The 13,434-nt window shown below is 66.2% G+C and carries 12 protein-coding genes and 1 pseudogene; 5 read left to right on the forward strand and 8 right to left on the reverse strand.

What is annotated here, in order from left to right; all coding sequences use genetic code 11:
- Window positions 1–189: 189 nt before the first annotated feature.
- The gene (locus NA3_RS39305; RefSeq protein ID WP_372464268.1) at window positions 190–399 is read left to right on the forward strand and encodes a helix-turn-helix domain-containing protein; all 210 of its coding nucleotides are present in this window, start codon (window positions 190–192) and stop codon (window positions 397–399) included.
- On the opposite strand, the gene NA3_RS20985 is transcribed toward NA3_RS39305, so the two are convergent.
- Complete coding sequence (locus NA3_RS20985; RefSeq protein WP_062965286.1) at window positions 400–993, reverse strand: TetR/AcrR family transcriptional regulator; 594 nt, start codon at window positions 991–993, stop codon at window positions 400–402. It lies immediately after the preceding gene.
- A gap of 248 nt (window positions 994–1,241) precedes the next feature.
- Here NA3_RS20985 and NA3_RS20990 point away from each other — a divergent pair, with 248 nt between their 5' ends.
- Window positions 1,242–2,381: a lipase family protein gene (locus NA3_RS20990; protein ID WP_227995217.1), complete on the forward strand. Its 1,140-nt coding sequence runs from the start codon at window positions 1,242–1,244 to the stop codon at window positions 2,379–2,381.
- Between the two features lie 136 nt (window positions 2,382–2,517).
- Window positions 2,518–2,763 carry a hypothetical protein gene (locus NA3_RS20995; protein ID WP_373995284.1) on the forward strand — a complete coding sequence of 82 codons (246 nt, stop codon included), beginning with the start codon at window positions 2,518–2,520 and terminating at the stop codon, window positions 2,761–2,763.
- A 48-nt stretch (window positions 2,764–2,811) separates the two neighbouring features.
- Here NA3_RS20995 and NA3_RS21000 read toward each other — a convergent pair whose 3' ends face one another.
- Window positions 2,812–4,041 carry a saccharopine dehydrogenase family protein gene (locus NA3_RS21000; RefSeq protein WP_062965414.1) on the reverse strand — a complete coding sequence of 410 codons (1,230 nt, stop codon included), beginning with the start codon at window positions 4,039–4,041 and terminating at the stop codon, window positions 2,812–2,814.
- A gap of 403 nt (window positions 4,042–4,444) precedes the next feature.
- On the opposite strand from NA3_RS21000, the gene NA3_RS21005 reads away from it, so the two are divergent.
- A complete protein-coding gene (locus tag NA3_RS21005) occupies window positions 4,445–4,948 on the forward strand; it encodes a hypothetical protein (RefSeq protein ID WP_063917650.1) in 504 nt (167 codons plus the stop codon).
- A 9-nt stretch (window positions 4,949–4,957) separates the two neighbouring features.
- On the opposite strand, the gene NA3_RS21010 is transcribed toward NA3_RS21005, so the two are convergent.
- The 6 genes and pseudogenes from NA3_RS21010 to NA3_RS21030 form a co-directional block, all read right to left on the reverse strand.
- Window positions 4,958–5,836: a DNA-binding transcriptional regulator gene (locus tag NA3_RS21010; RefSeq protein ID WP_062965290.1), complete on the reverse strand. Its 879-nt coding sequence runs from the start codon at window positions 5,834–5,836 to the stop codon at window positions 4,958–4,960.
- 862 nt (window positions 5,837–6,698) lie between these two features.
- Window positions 6,699–7,856 carry an acyl-CoA dehydrogenase family protein gene (locus NA3_RS21015; protein ID WP_062965291.1) on the reverse strand — a complete coding sequence of 386 codons (1,158 nt, stop codon included), beginning with the start codon at window positions 7,854–7,856 and terminating at the stop codon, window positions 6,699–6,701.
- A 60-nt stretch (window positions 7,857–7,916) separates the two neighbouring features.
- Window positions 7,917–8,720 carry an enoyl-CoA hydratase/isomerase family protein gene (locus tag NA3_RS37720; RefSeq protein WP_167355025.1) on the reverse strand — a complete coding sequence of 268 codons (804 nt, stop codon included), beginning with the start codon at window positions 8,718–8,720 and terminating at the stop codon, window positions 7,917–7,919.
- 66 nt (window positions 8,721–8,786) lie between these two features.
- Window positions 8,787–10,217, reverse strand: a pseudogene (locus NA3_RS37725) (long-chain-fatty-acid--CoA ligase); the annotation flags it as partial.
- A complete protein-coding gene (locus NA3_RS21025) occupies window positions 10,214–11,239 on the reverse strand; it encodes an alpha/beta hydrolase (RefSeq protein ID WP_084491724.1) in 1,026 nt (341 codons plus the stop codon). The pseudogene NA3_RS37725 and the gene NA3_RS21025, both read right to left, overlap by 4 nt.
- Entirely contained in the window at window positions 11,239–11,571 is a 333-nt protein-coding gene (locus NA3_RS21030) for a death domain-containing protein (RefSeq protein WP_062965292.1), read from the reverse strand. Before NA3_RS21030 ends, NA3_RS21025 begins: the two co-directional genes overlap by 1 nt.
- A gap of 92 nt (window positions 11,572–11,663) precedes the next feature.
- Between NA3_RS21030 and NA3_RS21035 the strand changes: the two genes are divergently transcribed.
- Complete coding sequence (locus tag NA3_RS21035) at window positions 11,664–12,731, forward strand: AraC family transcriptional regulator (protein WP_062965293.1); 1,068 nt, start codon at window positions 11,664–11,666, stop codon at window positions 12,729–12,731.
- Window positions 12,732–13,434: the final 703 nt, after the last annotated feature.

Raw genomic sequence — 13,434 nt, forward strand, 5'->3', positions numbered from 1 at the left:
GGCGACGATGAATGAATCTCCGTCTCGCTGATGTCTGGTCGCGGCGTCGGCCTGGACCGGATGTCATCTCGCCTGCTCGGTGAGCTCGAGGGCTGCAGACCGAAGGTCGCGCATGTCGACTGCGGCGGTTTCAGTGCCTGCGCAGATCCCGAACAGCCCACCGATACGGGGGCAGACGTGGCGGATTAGATCCCCGAGCATGGCAACGCGGCACGCACGACGGAACAATTGTTCACACACCGCAGCACAGTCCTGCGTCGAATTGAACGTGCCGATGAAGTTTGCCGCGCCCGCTGCACGAGAACAGCCTGGGCATCGCCGCGGCGCATGAAAGCTTGTACCGCACAGCGAGTCGAAGCGTTCGCCGGCCGAGGGGTAGGCGCGGAATCGACTCGGTGATCAGTGGTCCCAGCTGTCGAACTGCGCTCGGGCGCCGGCGATCACGAGGTCGAGTGCGGCTTCGACGCGGGCGTGCTCGCCGGTGGCGAGTAGATCCAGTTGCAGTCCCCGAAGCTGGGCCAGCAATGCGGTCGCGAAGGTCTCGGCGTGATCGGTGGGGCATCCCGCTCGCACGGCGAGGGTCGTGATCAACGAGATCCAGTCGCTGACAACGCTGTCGAGGAAGCGGCCGTAACGGTCGGGGTGCATCAGTGCTTGGCCGTAGGCTTCGAACAGCAGCCGGAAGTGCCGGGCGCCTTCCGGTTGGGTCCAGCGATTCCACAGGCTGCGCAGCAGAGCTTCCGCATCGCCGTCGACGTCGCTGGTGACCGGCTCGCGAGCGCGGATGGTTTCGAAGATTTCGGCCACGAGTTCTTCCTTGGTGCCGAAATGGTGCCGCAAAGTCACATGGGATACACCCACAGCGTCGGCCAGCGGCCGGAACGACAGGTCGGCGATCCCGTGCTCGAGGACATAGTCCATGATCGCGTCGATGAGCTCGCCGCGTCGATGCTGAAAGCGCAGGCTGCGCCCGTCGACTCGCCCGCTGGTCACATCCGGATCCTACTCACGCTCGGCACGGTACCCGCCGTGGAATTGACTCTACCGATCGGTAGAAGTATATGTCACAATACCTATACCGAACGGTAGACACAGTTCGTTCCGAGGCCGGACACCTCGACGTGCCCGCCGCACTCGGGCACCCTGCCGCAGCGCATCGCCCGATTTCCTGACCTGAACGACGACCCGAAATCCGCCCGAAGTTTGGAGATATGTTGAGCCGCACACCCTTTCGCAGAAGAATGGCCGCGCTCGCGGTAGCCGCGGCCTCGGCCGGCGCGCTCGTCGCCGCCGGATCGGTTCCCGCTGCGGCCCAGCCGGCGAGCCAGGCCGCCGGTACCGTCGTCGAGACCGCGCCGCTGCCGCACGAACTGTGGCTGCCCGGAACCGCTGACGCACAGCGGATCACCTACTGGTCCACCGGCGCGGACGGCAAACCCGCCCTGTCATCCGGTGCCTACTTCACACCCGCTGGAACCCCGCCGCCGGGTGGCTGGCCGGTCATCGCCTGGGCCCACGGCACCTCCGGCGTCGCCGACCAATGCGCCCCCTCCCGGATCGGACCCGCGCTGCCCCAGCGCGACAGTGGTTACCTCGGGCACTGGCTCGAACGCGGCTACGCAATCACCGCCAGCGACTACGTCGGGCTCGGCACACCCGGCATGCACCCCTACCTCAACACGACTGTCGAAGCCCACAGCGTCGTCGACATGGTCGAAGCCAGCCGAAAGGCCAACCCGGCCCTGTCGCCGAAGTGGGTCGTCATCGGCCAGTCCCAAGGCGGAGCCGCCGCGGTCGCCACCGCCCGCCACGCCACCGAATACGGCGGCCCCGACCTGGACTACCGCGGCGGCGTGGGCACCGGAGTGCCCGTGTACCTCGAAAAAGTACTTCCCACACTGGGTCCCGGTGTCCCGCCCACCAAGCTTCCCGCCAATACCACCGGCTATCTCCTGTGGCTGACAGCCGGCCTGCGAGCCAGCCATCCAGAGCTCGGGCTCGACTCCTATCTCACCGACTACGGCCGCGACAGCCTCGCCGTCGCCGAGCAATGGTGCGAACGTGACGGAACCGGCCCTTTCGCGCAGATCGATCTCAGCAAGGTCTACGCCCGTCCTCTCGCCGAAATCCCCGATATCGACCGGGTTCTCACCGATTACATGGGCCTGGCCGACTCCGGATACGATCGGCCACTGTTCATCGGACAAGGACTCACCGACGTCGACGTCCCCGCTCCCGGCGCGCTCGCACTGGCCGCGGCGATGAAGGCCAATCAGCAACCGGTGACCCTGAAAATCTATCCCACCGACCACAGCGGCACCCTCGTGCAATCCCAAGCCGACGTCGAACCGTTCGTCGATGAGTTGTTCAGCACACACTGAGATCTCCTTCCGATCTCACCGCAGGCGCTGCCGCCGGCGTCCAACCTGTCGCAGCAGGCCCTGATAGTGCAAGTCGCCATCACCTGTGGACTGACGGTTCGACAGCTCGGGGCGGCGGATACCGGTGTTCAACGAGGTGTCGGTGTTCACCGCTCGCCGCGCCGCCAGGGATCAGCGCCAACGATTGTCCGGCCGTGGTTTGCGCGCGTGCAGTGGGCTCGACTGCCGTGCGAATGTGAACCGTGCAGTGCCGCTGGGTCCGCTCGATCCGCCCGCGGACGAGCTGATCAGGCAACGCCGTGATGGGCTGCGCTCGCACAATCGCTTTCCTGCGCGCCACATCCGAGCCGACACGGCATTGGCCCCGAATGCTGAACGGTAGGGGGCGCGACGGAGCCGGTCCGGCACATCGAACCGGCGCCCTCCCGGCTCAGTGGATCGGTTCCTGCTCGAGGAGATAGAGGGGTGCGCTTGCCTCGCGCCCCAACACATCATCTAGACGTTCGAAGAACCGCTCGGGGTCGATGACGGCTTCCGGCGGGTGCACGCCCGGCAGGCGGGCCGAACCGTCGACGACCTGCGACATGCCGATCGCCAGCGGGACCCCGGTCATACGTGCCATGTCGCCGAGCAAGGTCCGTGCCGGATCTTGGGCGGGGACATGGGGATTCAGGTGTGCCAGCACCATGTGCGGGTGGCCCTGCTTGATGCCTGAGACCGCCGCGAAAAACGCCGGGAGCGTCCCGGGCCCCTTGGCGCGAAGCGCGATCGGCGCCGATCGGATGATTCGCGGCAAGCTCGGATCGGCGAATGCGCCCGCTGCCGCTTCATTGGTGAGTTTGCCACTGTCGATATCGCGGCGGAGGGTGTCGAGGTAGGCCATTGCCCATGTACTCATCACCATCAGGCTGGTCGCGTCGCCGGTGGGTTTCAGAGTGTGCTGCAGCGTGATCGGTTCCGGGTGCCCGATGGAGTAGGCGGTTCCTCGTCGTCCCCCGGGAAGCTGCAGTGACACCGGCCGAAGGGGACGTTGCTCGCTGAGCCGACCGGCGATCACACTTTTGATCGTGCCGCTGCTCTGCTGCATCCAATGCACCGCAGCGGCCGAGGGAAGGCTGCCGGACCCCAGCGGTTGCCCATCGTCTCGGGTCGTATCATCCGCGCCGTCGACATCGACCGGCCACGCGGTGTAAGCGTCACGTACCGAATCCAGCTCTGCGGCTGCGACAGCTGCCAGCAAGTTGCTGATGCCCGGGCTGGCACCCATACCTATGATCGCGCAAACGCCGCGGCTGCGAGCTTCCCTGTCGAGCTCGAGCATCTCTATCGTTGGCTCCCAATCGTCGCAGACATCGAGGTAGTGCGTCTGCGTATCGATCGCTGCTTGCAGTATCGCCGGTCCGAAGCGGTAATAGGGTCCAACGGTGTTGAGCACGACGTCCGCCGACGCCAGCGCTGCCCGCAACTGCGCGACGTCGGTGACGTCCACGTGGATCGCTCGGACGGGCACGGGTGCGTCGGCCAGGCACCGAGTCAACTCTTCGGCCGCGCCCAGATCCTTGTCTGCTACAACGATTTCCGTCACGTCGGGGACGTTCACGGCTGTTCGCACGGCCACGGCGCCCATGGCGCCGGCCCCGCCCAACGCGAGAACCTTCATCGGATACTCCTGACTCCCGGGATCGCGGAGTGCTGTCTTCGGGCGCACGGACGCGGCGAGTCGCAGTGAGCGCTCTGTGGACAACAACTCCTCTAACATATGAAACTAACGTATCAGATACGATAGTTGTGCAATTGATAGGAGATGGAAGGTGCATGCGAAGTCGGAGTCAGGGGAGGTCGGCGAACTGCGCAAGGGATCGGCCTCGAGTCGGCTGGACATCGACGACAACGGTCACCGCCGCGGGGATGGCGATGTCCGGCAGCGCGGGCATGAACTTCCTCGGGTGGGCGATCTCGAACAACGGTGGTCGACGTCGTGCTCAGCGAATCCGCCGCGATGGAGGTGTCATCGATTTCCTGTGGTGCGCAACCGTATCCGCGTTCCCCGTACTGGTTACGACATGCGGAACCAGGAGGTGCCGATACCGAAGAACGCCACTGTGCGCTCGCATCTTCGCGGACTACGTCAATTGCGACCCGTTCGGCGTCTCGTCTTCCTGGAGTCCGCGGCAGGGCTGCTGCTGGGAGTGGTGACGTTGCCGCAGTCCTATCCGTCGGTGGGGGAGACGCCGATGTGGGCGCAACTGCTCGGCTTGTCGGTTCTGATGACAACGCTCGGCGCGAACCTGTGCCTGTGGTATCGGGTCGTCGCGGCCGGCGTGGGGTCGCGGTGGCGTTACTACACGCCCGCGCTGTCTGCGGAACAGCGATTGCACCAGTTCATCCTGGATGAGCGGCGGCTCCGGATGGCCGCGGTCACGTATACGGCCGCGTCCTGCGTTCTGGTGCCACTGCCACCGGCGTGGCGATGGTTCTGGTTCGTCCTCACGCTGTCGACGATGGCCCTGACCACAGTGTCGCTGTGTCGAATATGGCGCGATGAAGTGCGCCAACCCTCGCAGTGAGGACCGATGCTACGACGCGTGAGTGAAGCCGGCGCCCGCACTGATGGCATCCGAATACCAGCGGAACAATCGAATGGGTTGCGCGGGTGTGGATTCGAGAAGTTCCGCCCAGCAAGCCGCGACCGCCGCGCGCGCAGCGGTGCCGACCCACGGTTGGGGAAGAAGCTGGGGCGGCAGTAATGGGTCCGGTTCCATGGCGCGCGTGAATTCCGCGGCCAGGGCCACCGCGATCGCCAGATGCCGAACAGGCGTCGAAGTCCGCAGTTCCCGCGAATAGTCTTCGGCGGCCATGTGCAGCCGCCTATGCCCGTCGGCGATGCGGTCCAGCGGCCACAAGTGCTGGGCGATTTCGCGCGGGTCCACACGGCGGCCGACGGTCAGGTCGGTGCTGGTGAAAGTAGTGATGTGGTCGACAACGCCGAGTTGCGTTGCGGTGGAGCGGATTCGCTCCTCCCAAGGGTTCGCGGCGACGTACAGACCGCCGTGAATCGGCGCGCCACCGAGCCGGAGGATGGTGTCGCGCATGGAATCGCGGGCGGGCCGCGCGGATTCGGGAACGCCGAACGCGGCCAGGTGCCAACGCTGGTCCCAGGAGACCTCCCCACGATCCTGGGCGTACATGTAGCGGACGAAATCGAGATCGGGTTCGAGACTGTCGCGCATCAGATCTGTCGCGCGCAATACGGCCTTGCGGCCGCGCCCCTCCTGGACGAACTTGCCCTCGGCGACGAGTCGTTTGATGCAGAGCCGGACCTGCTGATCACTCATGTCGAGGGCGTTGGCGACATCGTAGAGTTCACCCGCATCAATGGTGGCGTCCTCCCGGACCAGGCTCTCCACCAGCGTGCGGGTCGAGACTTCACTGTCGCGGAACGGATTCTCCTCCACTTTCACCTTCGCATTCCGTGCCCTCGACCGGCGTCTATCGTATCTCGCACGTTCGGTTACGTTCCGATCGACCACTATACGTCCAGCTAGCTGCCGACAGCCTTCGAGCTCCGGAGGGGGCCGCCGCTCCTCGGAGTACCGCGACGGCGGGCCCGCTCGGTAAAGATCCGCCCGGCGGTCCGGCGGAACACCCGGTCGGCGGCGTAGATGTCGAAGGCGGACAGTGTCTCCACAGTCGACGCGCCAGCGTGGTCGCCTCCTGTTACTCTCGGCTCGGCCTGCCCCCAGCTACGCCGAGCCACCCAGGGCGTCGGCGAGGAAACTGCACTCGTTTCCGGCACGTGGGATTGCCATGCCGGTGATGGCGTGGTCGGCCGGACGGTTTCGACTTCGAGCGCGGCGATGTTCTCGCCGGGTCGTTTGATCATGTCTTTGTCACGGTAGTGCAAGTGCAAGAACCCGGTCGCTGTCTTGCTCACGATGTCGCCGGTGAAACCGACAACAGTGCGAGAGAAGGTGGACGATCCGGCTCGGCGATTGCTACCCGTGATTCCGGAACTTGATAGCCCATCGAGGGATTGGGTGGCAAGGCTCCCGTCGAGGGGAGAGGTGGGGTCGAGGCGCCAGTTCAGCACGGCGGTGATGTCGTCAGTTGGCGTCGCTAGCCTCAGACCGTCGACACAACCAATTCGGCAGGGGTTCGGTAGCCGAGGAACTTGCGAGGCCGATTGTTGAGCCGGTGGTGAAAGAGCGGACCACCGGCTGGCGCCGTCCGACCACCCGGACCTGTATCTGGTCGTCTACACGCGGTGGAGGGCAGCGGGCACAGTTGCGCGGCCGCGCCCGCTGTGTCGGTTTCGGTTCAGAGGCCCATGTCCTTGGCGATGATGGTTTTCATGACCTCGCTGGTTCCGCCGTAGATGCGGTTGACGCGGTTGTCGGCGTAGAGGCGGGCGATGGGGTATTCGTTGATGAAGCCGTAGCCGCCGTGCAACTGGAGGCAGCGGTCGATGACGCGGGCGGCTACTTCGGTGCAGAAGAGTTTGGCGGAGGCGGCGTCGGCGGGGGAGAGTTTTCCTTCGTCGAGGGCTTCGAGGGCGCGGTCGACGACGGCTTCGGCGGCGTCGATCTCGGCGCGGCAGGCGGCCAGTTCGAATTTGGTGTTCTGGAAGCCGGCGACGGGCTGGCCGAAGACGTTGCGCTGCTTGGTGTATTCGGTGGCGAAGCCGATGGCGGCTTTGGCTTGGGCGTAGGCGCCGATAGCGATGGACAGCCGTTCCTGAGGCAGGTTCTGGCCGAGGTAGGAGAAGCCTTTGTTCTCTTCGCCGAGGAGGTCCTCGACCGGGACGCGGACGTCGGTGAAGGTGAGTTCGGCGGTGTCGGAGACCTTGAGGCCGAGTTTGTCGAGTTTGCGGCCCACCGAGTAGCCAGGTGCGGCGGTATCGACCACGAGCAGCGAGATGCCGTGGCGGCGGTCGTCGGGCTTCGGCGCGGCGGTGCGGGCGCAGACGATCACCCGGTCGGCGTGGACTCCGCCGGTGATGAAGGTTTTGGCGCCGTTGAGAATGTAGTGCGTGCGGTCGGCGGAAAGCTTTGCGGTGGTGCGCATTCCGGCCAAGTCGGAGCCGGTGCCGGGTTCGGTCATGGCGATGGCGAACATGGTGTCGCCGGTGACGAATCCGGGTAACCAGCGCTGCTTCTGCTCGTCGGTGGCGAGCTTGTTCAGATACGGCAGGCACAGGCTCACGTGCACGGTCGAGCCGCCGAGGGAGACACCGGCGCGGGCGGTTTCCTCGATGAGGATGGTTTCGAAGGTGAACGACTCGATGCCCGCGCCGCCGTACTGCTCGGGCACTTCGATGCCGAAGATGCCGAGTTCGGCGAGTTTGTAGTAGAACTCGCGGGGAACGATGCCGGCCGAATACCATTCGTCGTAGACGGGTACCACTTCTTCTTCGATGAACGCGCGGACCGTCTTTCGGAAGGAATCGTGGTCGGCGTCGAAAATCTTGCGCTGCATGGCTTTTGACTGCTCCATTGTGCTGGGGACGTAATTGCCGTCGTGGGTGGTTGGGGGCGTTTACCGCCCGGTGTAATTCGCCTTGCCCGGGCCGGCCTCGAGGAAGCTGGCGACCGCGCCTTGCAGGTCCTCGGTGATGAACAGCTCGCCCGACACTTGCGGGGTCACCGAATCTGCGTGTGCCACACCGCCGGAACGCCACGCGGTCACGATCTGCTTCGTCGCGGCGTGCGCCCGGGTGGGGCCGTCGGCCAGGCGCGCGGCCAGTTCGCGCGCGGCGGTCTGGACGTCGTCGTGGACGGCGTTGACCACACCCCAGTCGGCGAGGGTCTTCGCGTCGTAGAGATCGGCGGTCATCACCAGTTCCCGGGCGCGGCCCGAGCCCGCCCGCTCGGCGAGGCGCTGCGGGCCGCCCATGGACGGGGTCAGCCCGACCACGGTCTCCACCAGACCGAATTTCGCGTTGGGCGCGGCCAGGATGATGTCGCAGGCCAGGGCGATCTCGAAGGCTGCGGTGAGGGTCAGTCCGTGCGCGGCGAAGATCACCGGGCACGGCAACGACTCGAGCGGATGGATGATCCGCTCGAACAGGTCGCGCCACAGCCCGATGCCCTGCTCGGCTGACAGCCCGTCGAACACGCGGACGTCCACGCCGCCGGAGACGACCTTGCCCGCGGCGCGCAGCAGCACCGCGCGCGGCGGGGCGGCGGCCAGATCGGCGAGGTCGGCGGCGATCGACTCCAGCAGCGCCTTGTCGAACAGGTTCAGCGGCGGGTTGTCGATGGTGAGGACTGCCAGTTCGGCGCCCGATTCGGTCTCGATGCGGCTCAACCGGCTTCCGGTCGAGGTACTCGAATCGCTCATGGCCGCTCCTTTCTCGTGGCGGGGATCGGGCACTGTGATCGACCGTTTGAGGACCTTGCCCGAGGCACTCTTTGGCAACGCGTCGAGGAACCAGATGTGACGCGGGTATTTGTACGGCGCCACACGGGCTTTCACGTAGTCGCGCAACTCGTCGGCGGATGCGTTGTGGCCGGGGCGCAGCGCGACCGCGGCGCCGACCTCTTCGCCGTGGGTGGGGTGAGGGAGCGCGAGGACGGCGGCTTCGTGAACGGCGGGGTGTTCGTAGAGCACTTCCTCGATCTCGCGGGGGTAGACGTTGAATCCGCCCCGGATGATGAGGTCCTTTTTCCGGTCGACGATGTAGTAGTAGCCGTCGTCGTCGCGGTGGGCGAGGTCGCCGGTGTGGAACCAGTCGTCGCTGTCGAATGCCTCGGCGGTGGCGTCGGGGCGATTCCAGTAACCCTTCATCACGTTGTGTCCGCGCACACAGAGCTCGCCCACAGTCCCGTGTGCGACGGGGCAGCGCTGCTCGTCGACGATTCGGAATTCCACGCCCCGGATCGGTGTGCCGATCGAGCCGGGACGGGCGCTGCCCAGGAGGTTGAAGCCCGCGACCGAGGAGGTTTCCGACAGACCGTAGCCTTCGAAAATCGTATTGCCGAAACGTTTCTCGAAGGAACGGAGAACATCGGTGGGCAGCGAGGCCCCGCCGCTGATGCAGGTGCGCAGCGTCGCGGTGCGCGCCGGGTCTGCCTCGGGCATCCGGGTCAGGGCGGTGTACATGGTCGGGACGCCCGCGAACACGGTCACCTCGTCGCGCGCGATCGTGTCCAGAACTGCCGCGGGTTCGAAGCGCGGAAGCAGGGTTACCAGCGCTCCGGCGGTGACCGCGGTGGTCAGCACACACGACAAGCCGAAGATGTGGAACAGCGGCAGGACTCCCATGATCACGTCCCGCGGGGTCAGTGCCAGCAGGTCGTCGACGAGAATGCGCGCGTTGCCGTGCAGATTGTCGTGGGTCAGTTCAGCGCCCTTGGGAGCGCCGGTGGTGCCGGAAGTGTAGACGATGACCGCTGTGTCGGAGCCGGAGCGGGAAACGGCCTGTGCGCGAGGATGTCCGGGGAGAGCCGCGAGCAGTGCGTGATCGACTTGCTCGACGCGGCAGCTCGCCGCCGCGGTCTCCTGCTCGGGTACCGACGCGTGCGCCCACAGCAGCTTCATCCGTGAATCCGTTGTGTAATGCGCGATTTCGCGGCTCTTGAGCAGCGGATTCATCGGCACCACGACCGCACCGAGGCGGAGCGCTCCGTAGAACAAGACCGGGAATTCGAGGACGTTGGGCAACATGAGCCCGACGCGGTCGCCCGGTTCGACGCCCATCGAGGCCATCAGCGCGGCCGCGCGCGCCGTCAGGTCGTCCAATTCGGTGTAACGGATCGTGTTCTCGCCGGATCGCAGAGCGGGCCGGTCGGGATGCTCGGCGGCGGTGCGGGTGAGGGTTTCGGCGAGGTCGTTCATCGTGGTTCTCCTGCCGCGAATCGGTCGCGGATTCGTTCGTCCAGCCAGGTATCGAGGCGACCGTAGGCGCGTTCGCGCACCTCGGGCAGGGACAAGAACACGTCGTGGCGCGCATCGTCGATCGGAATCACGGTGGTGTGGATTCCCACACAGCCGGACCATCGGGCGATCTGGGCGACATCGAGCACGGTGTCGGCGCGGTCGGCGGCCGCGGTGTAAGCGCGCGAGAAGTGGGTCTTGTCCGAATGCAGCACGAGGGCGGGAACCCCGACGTTCAGGCCGCGATGCAGGCGAGCGTGGCCGCGGCGGATCGCGTTGAGCCAGCCCACGGTGACCGGGAAGCCCGCGCGCGGCTTGAGTGCGAGGTCGTAGTCCCACTCTCCGGATCCGTCGACATGCAACGAATCTCCGTAGGCGGTGCTTGCCGGCAGGTTCAATCGCCGCAGAGGCAGCACGGGTGCGAGCCCGCGCAGAGCCCACGTGAGCGGACCGCGCATCTTCGCCGAGCCTTGCAGATCGAACCATGGGCTGTTGAGCACCAGCCCGGCGATCGGATCGACGCCGCGACTCTGCCGTCTGCGGTCCAGCCACAACGACGCGATGAGCCCGCCGGTGGAATGCGCGAGCACCAGGATCGGAATCGCGCCGTGCTCGGCGATGATCAGCTCGACGGTGCGCTCGATCTCCTCGTCGTAGGTCTCGAGCCGCGAGATGTAGTGGGCGGTCTGACCCGGCTGCCGGGCGCGTCCACTCTTGCGCAGATCCAGGGCGTAGAAGGCCTGACCACGGGCAGCGAAGAACTCCGCCAGATCGGTTTGGAAGAAGTAGTCCGAGAACCCGTGCAGGTACAGGACCGCGCCCCCGACCGTGTCGTCGTCGCCGGGGTCGCGGCGGACCACGACCGCCCGCACATCGCCTTCCCCGTCGGGGTCTTTGCCGAGATCGAGTGTCCGGCGGGAGTATCCCGGTCCCAGGATGTCGGCGTCCCAGACGGGCCACTCGACTGAGTCGGTTCCGGCCATCACACGCTCTCCTCGACCAGATCCGCGCGGTTACAAGCCTTTTCAGGTCGCGTGCCGATCAGGGTTCGGTCCAGGTCGGTGCGCAATGTGGTCAGTGAGTCGAGCAGATAGTTCTGGTGCACCCGCCACGGCGCGCGATCGCTCTGGCGTGGGAAGGCGCCGATCGAGCGCTGGACATACCCTGCGGCCAGATCCAGCAGCGGCTGAGCGCGCATGTCGCGCTGTGGAAGGGGCTCGGCCGCGGCGTAGCCGTGCTCGTCCATCCAGTCCAGCACCTTGCACACCAGGCGGTGAGTGAGGTCGGCGGGATCGGTTGCGCGAATGGTTGCCATGCGTCGAGTCTGCTGGCGAGCCTGTGGGCTAATCTTGCCTCACGACGACAAGTTCTTATCGCTAGGCGACGTTCCGGGCGGAAAGGGTGCGTGTGGATTACGTCCGCTCGGCGGGACTACGAGGGTTGCGCGCGGTGGTCGCCGAACTAGGTGGGAACGCCGAGCGGTACACCCGCTGGGCCGGGGTGCCCGTCGCCGCGCTGGACAGCGATGATGTGCTCGTTCCCGGAATGGCGATGGCCGAGTTGCTCGAGTTCGCTGCATCCGATCTCGGCTGCCCGGATCTGGGATTGCGTGTGGCCGCGCGACAGGACCTGACGATGCTGGGTTCACTCGCGGTAGCGATGCAGCATTCCGCTACCGTCGGCGACGCGATGGAGTGCACGTCGCGGTATCTGTTCGTGCACGCCCGCTCCCTGCGTCTGACCGTCGGTGACGATCCGCGCGGGCACGGGGACGTGGCTGGTTTGTACTACGGTCCCGCCACCGCCGAGGGGCCGGTGCAGGGAACCGATCTGGGACTGGCCTTCACCCACCGCGCGGTCACGTATCTGCACAAGGGGGACTACGGCCTGGCAGGCGTCGAACTGCCGTACCGCCCACCCGCGTCCGGGCGGATCTATCAGGAATTCTTCGGGTGCCCGGTGTATTTCGCGAGGCCCGGGCACCGTGCGGCCGTGCTGCGTGTTCCCCGAAAAGTACTGAACTTCAAGCTGATCGGCGTCAACGACAACCTCCGTCGCCTCGCGCTGGCATTCTTGGCCGAACAGGCGCCCGCGCCAACCGCCGCGTCGGTACGCAGCGAGATCGCGCCCCGAGTGCGAGCCATCGTCCGGGAGTCGGTCGGCACGCGGATGATCGATGTGGCAGCGGTGGCGCGATTGCTGTCGATGCACGAGCGCACGCTGCAGCGGCGCCTCGAGCAGGAGAACACCACCTTCGGACGTTTGGTCGACGACGTCCGGCGCGAGACCGCCCATCGTCTGCTCACCACCACCGACCTGCCCCTGGGGCAGGTGGCGGGCATGGTTGGTTTCGCCGAGCAGTCGGGCCTATCGCGCGCGGTCCGGCGATGGTGGAATGCCGCCCCTCGTGAAATCCGTGCCATGCATACGGCCGCCCGCTCGCCGCGGTTCCTCAGTGCGCGGCCCGAGGAGTGACCAGTTGCCGCGGTGGAGCTCGGTGCGCGAGCCGCAGCGGCGCAGGATAGTGGCCGGGCAGCGCTCGAAGCGACCATATCCCGGACGACGGCCATCGCGGCGATGAGCACGCACGCAGACAGCGTCGCCGCATTCCGTGTCAGATGTGCGCGGCGGCCTTATCGGCCGGGCAGGGCCGACAACGCGCCGACACCGCCGCCCGGTTGTGGGCGCCGTAACCGGAATCGGCGCTGGTATTTTCGGCAAACTCTGTGGCGATCCAGCAGGTCACAATCATGGTGACACCGGTGCAGTGAGGTTCGATTCCTGTCGCAGTACCTCACCGAAGCAGTACCGGGCGTGTTTGCTTGCGCAGTTCGCGGATCGGCCGCGGCCCCGCGTACTGGAGCCCGGTGCCTTCATCCAGGCAAAAGTTAGGACGGGCCGAAAACGTCACTGTGACGGCATAGGATTGCCTGGCGTGCAGGCGGGCCATCGTGGCGCCGACGTGAGTGGTCGGAAGGGGCGAAGCGGCTCGCGGTGCGATGGTGAGTTTTCGCCAGTGCGGCGCGGGAAGTGATGGCCCCACAGGCGACTGTCTGAGGCAGAGCCTGGCCGACACGTCGTGACAAACAGGGTCCGTGTCGGCCAGGTCTCAGGTAGGGCGGCTCTGGTGTCAGGCCGACAGGGAGGGGAGGATAGCGGCAAGTCCTAGGGCGCCGCC

It is taken from the genome of Nocardia africana NBRC 100379 (genome assembly GCF_001612635.1).
GTDB lineage: Bacteria > Actinomycetota > Actinomycetes > Mycobacteriales > Mycobacteriaceae > Nocardia > Nocardia africana.

What these genes read in the sequence shown, in the direction of transcription:
- NA3_RS20990 (WP_227995217.1), top strand. Translation starts at nt 1,242, where the DNA reads ATGGCCGCGCTCGCGGTAGCCGCGGCCTCGGCCGGCGCGCTCGTCGCC.
- NA3_RS21000 (WP_062965414.1), bottom strand. Translation starts at nt 4,041, where the DNA reads ATGAAGGTTCTCGCGTTGGGCGGGGCCGGCGCCATGGGCGCCGTGGCC.
- NA3_RS21005 (WP_063917650.1), top strand. Translation starts at nt 4,445, where the DNA reads ATGCGGAACCAGGAGGTGCCGATACCGAAGAACGCCACTGTGCGCTCG.
- NA3_RS21015 (WP_062965291.1), bottom strand. Translation starts at nt 7,856, where the DNA reads ATGCAGCGCAAGATTTTCGACGCCGACCACGATTCCTTCCGAAAGACG.
- NA3_RS37720 (WP_167355025.1), bottom strand. Translation starts at nt 8,720, where the DNA reads ATGAGCGATTCGAGTACCTCGACCGGAAGCCGGTTGAGCCGCATCGAG.
- NA3_RS21025 (WP_084491724.1), bottom strand. Translation starts at nt 11,239, where the DNA reads ATGGCCGGAACCGACTCAGTCGAGTGGCCCGTCTGGGACGCCGACATC.
- NA3_RS21030 (WP_062965292.1), bottom strand. Translation starts at nt 11,571, where the DNA reads ATGGCAACCATTCGCGCAACCGATCCCGCCGACCTCACTCACCGCCTG.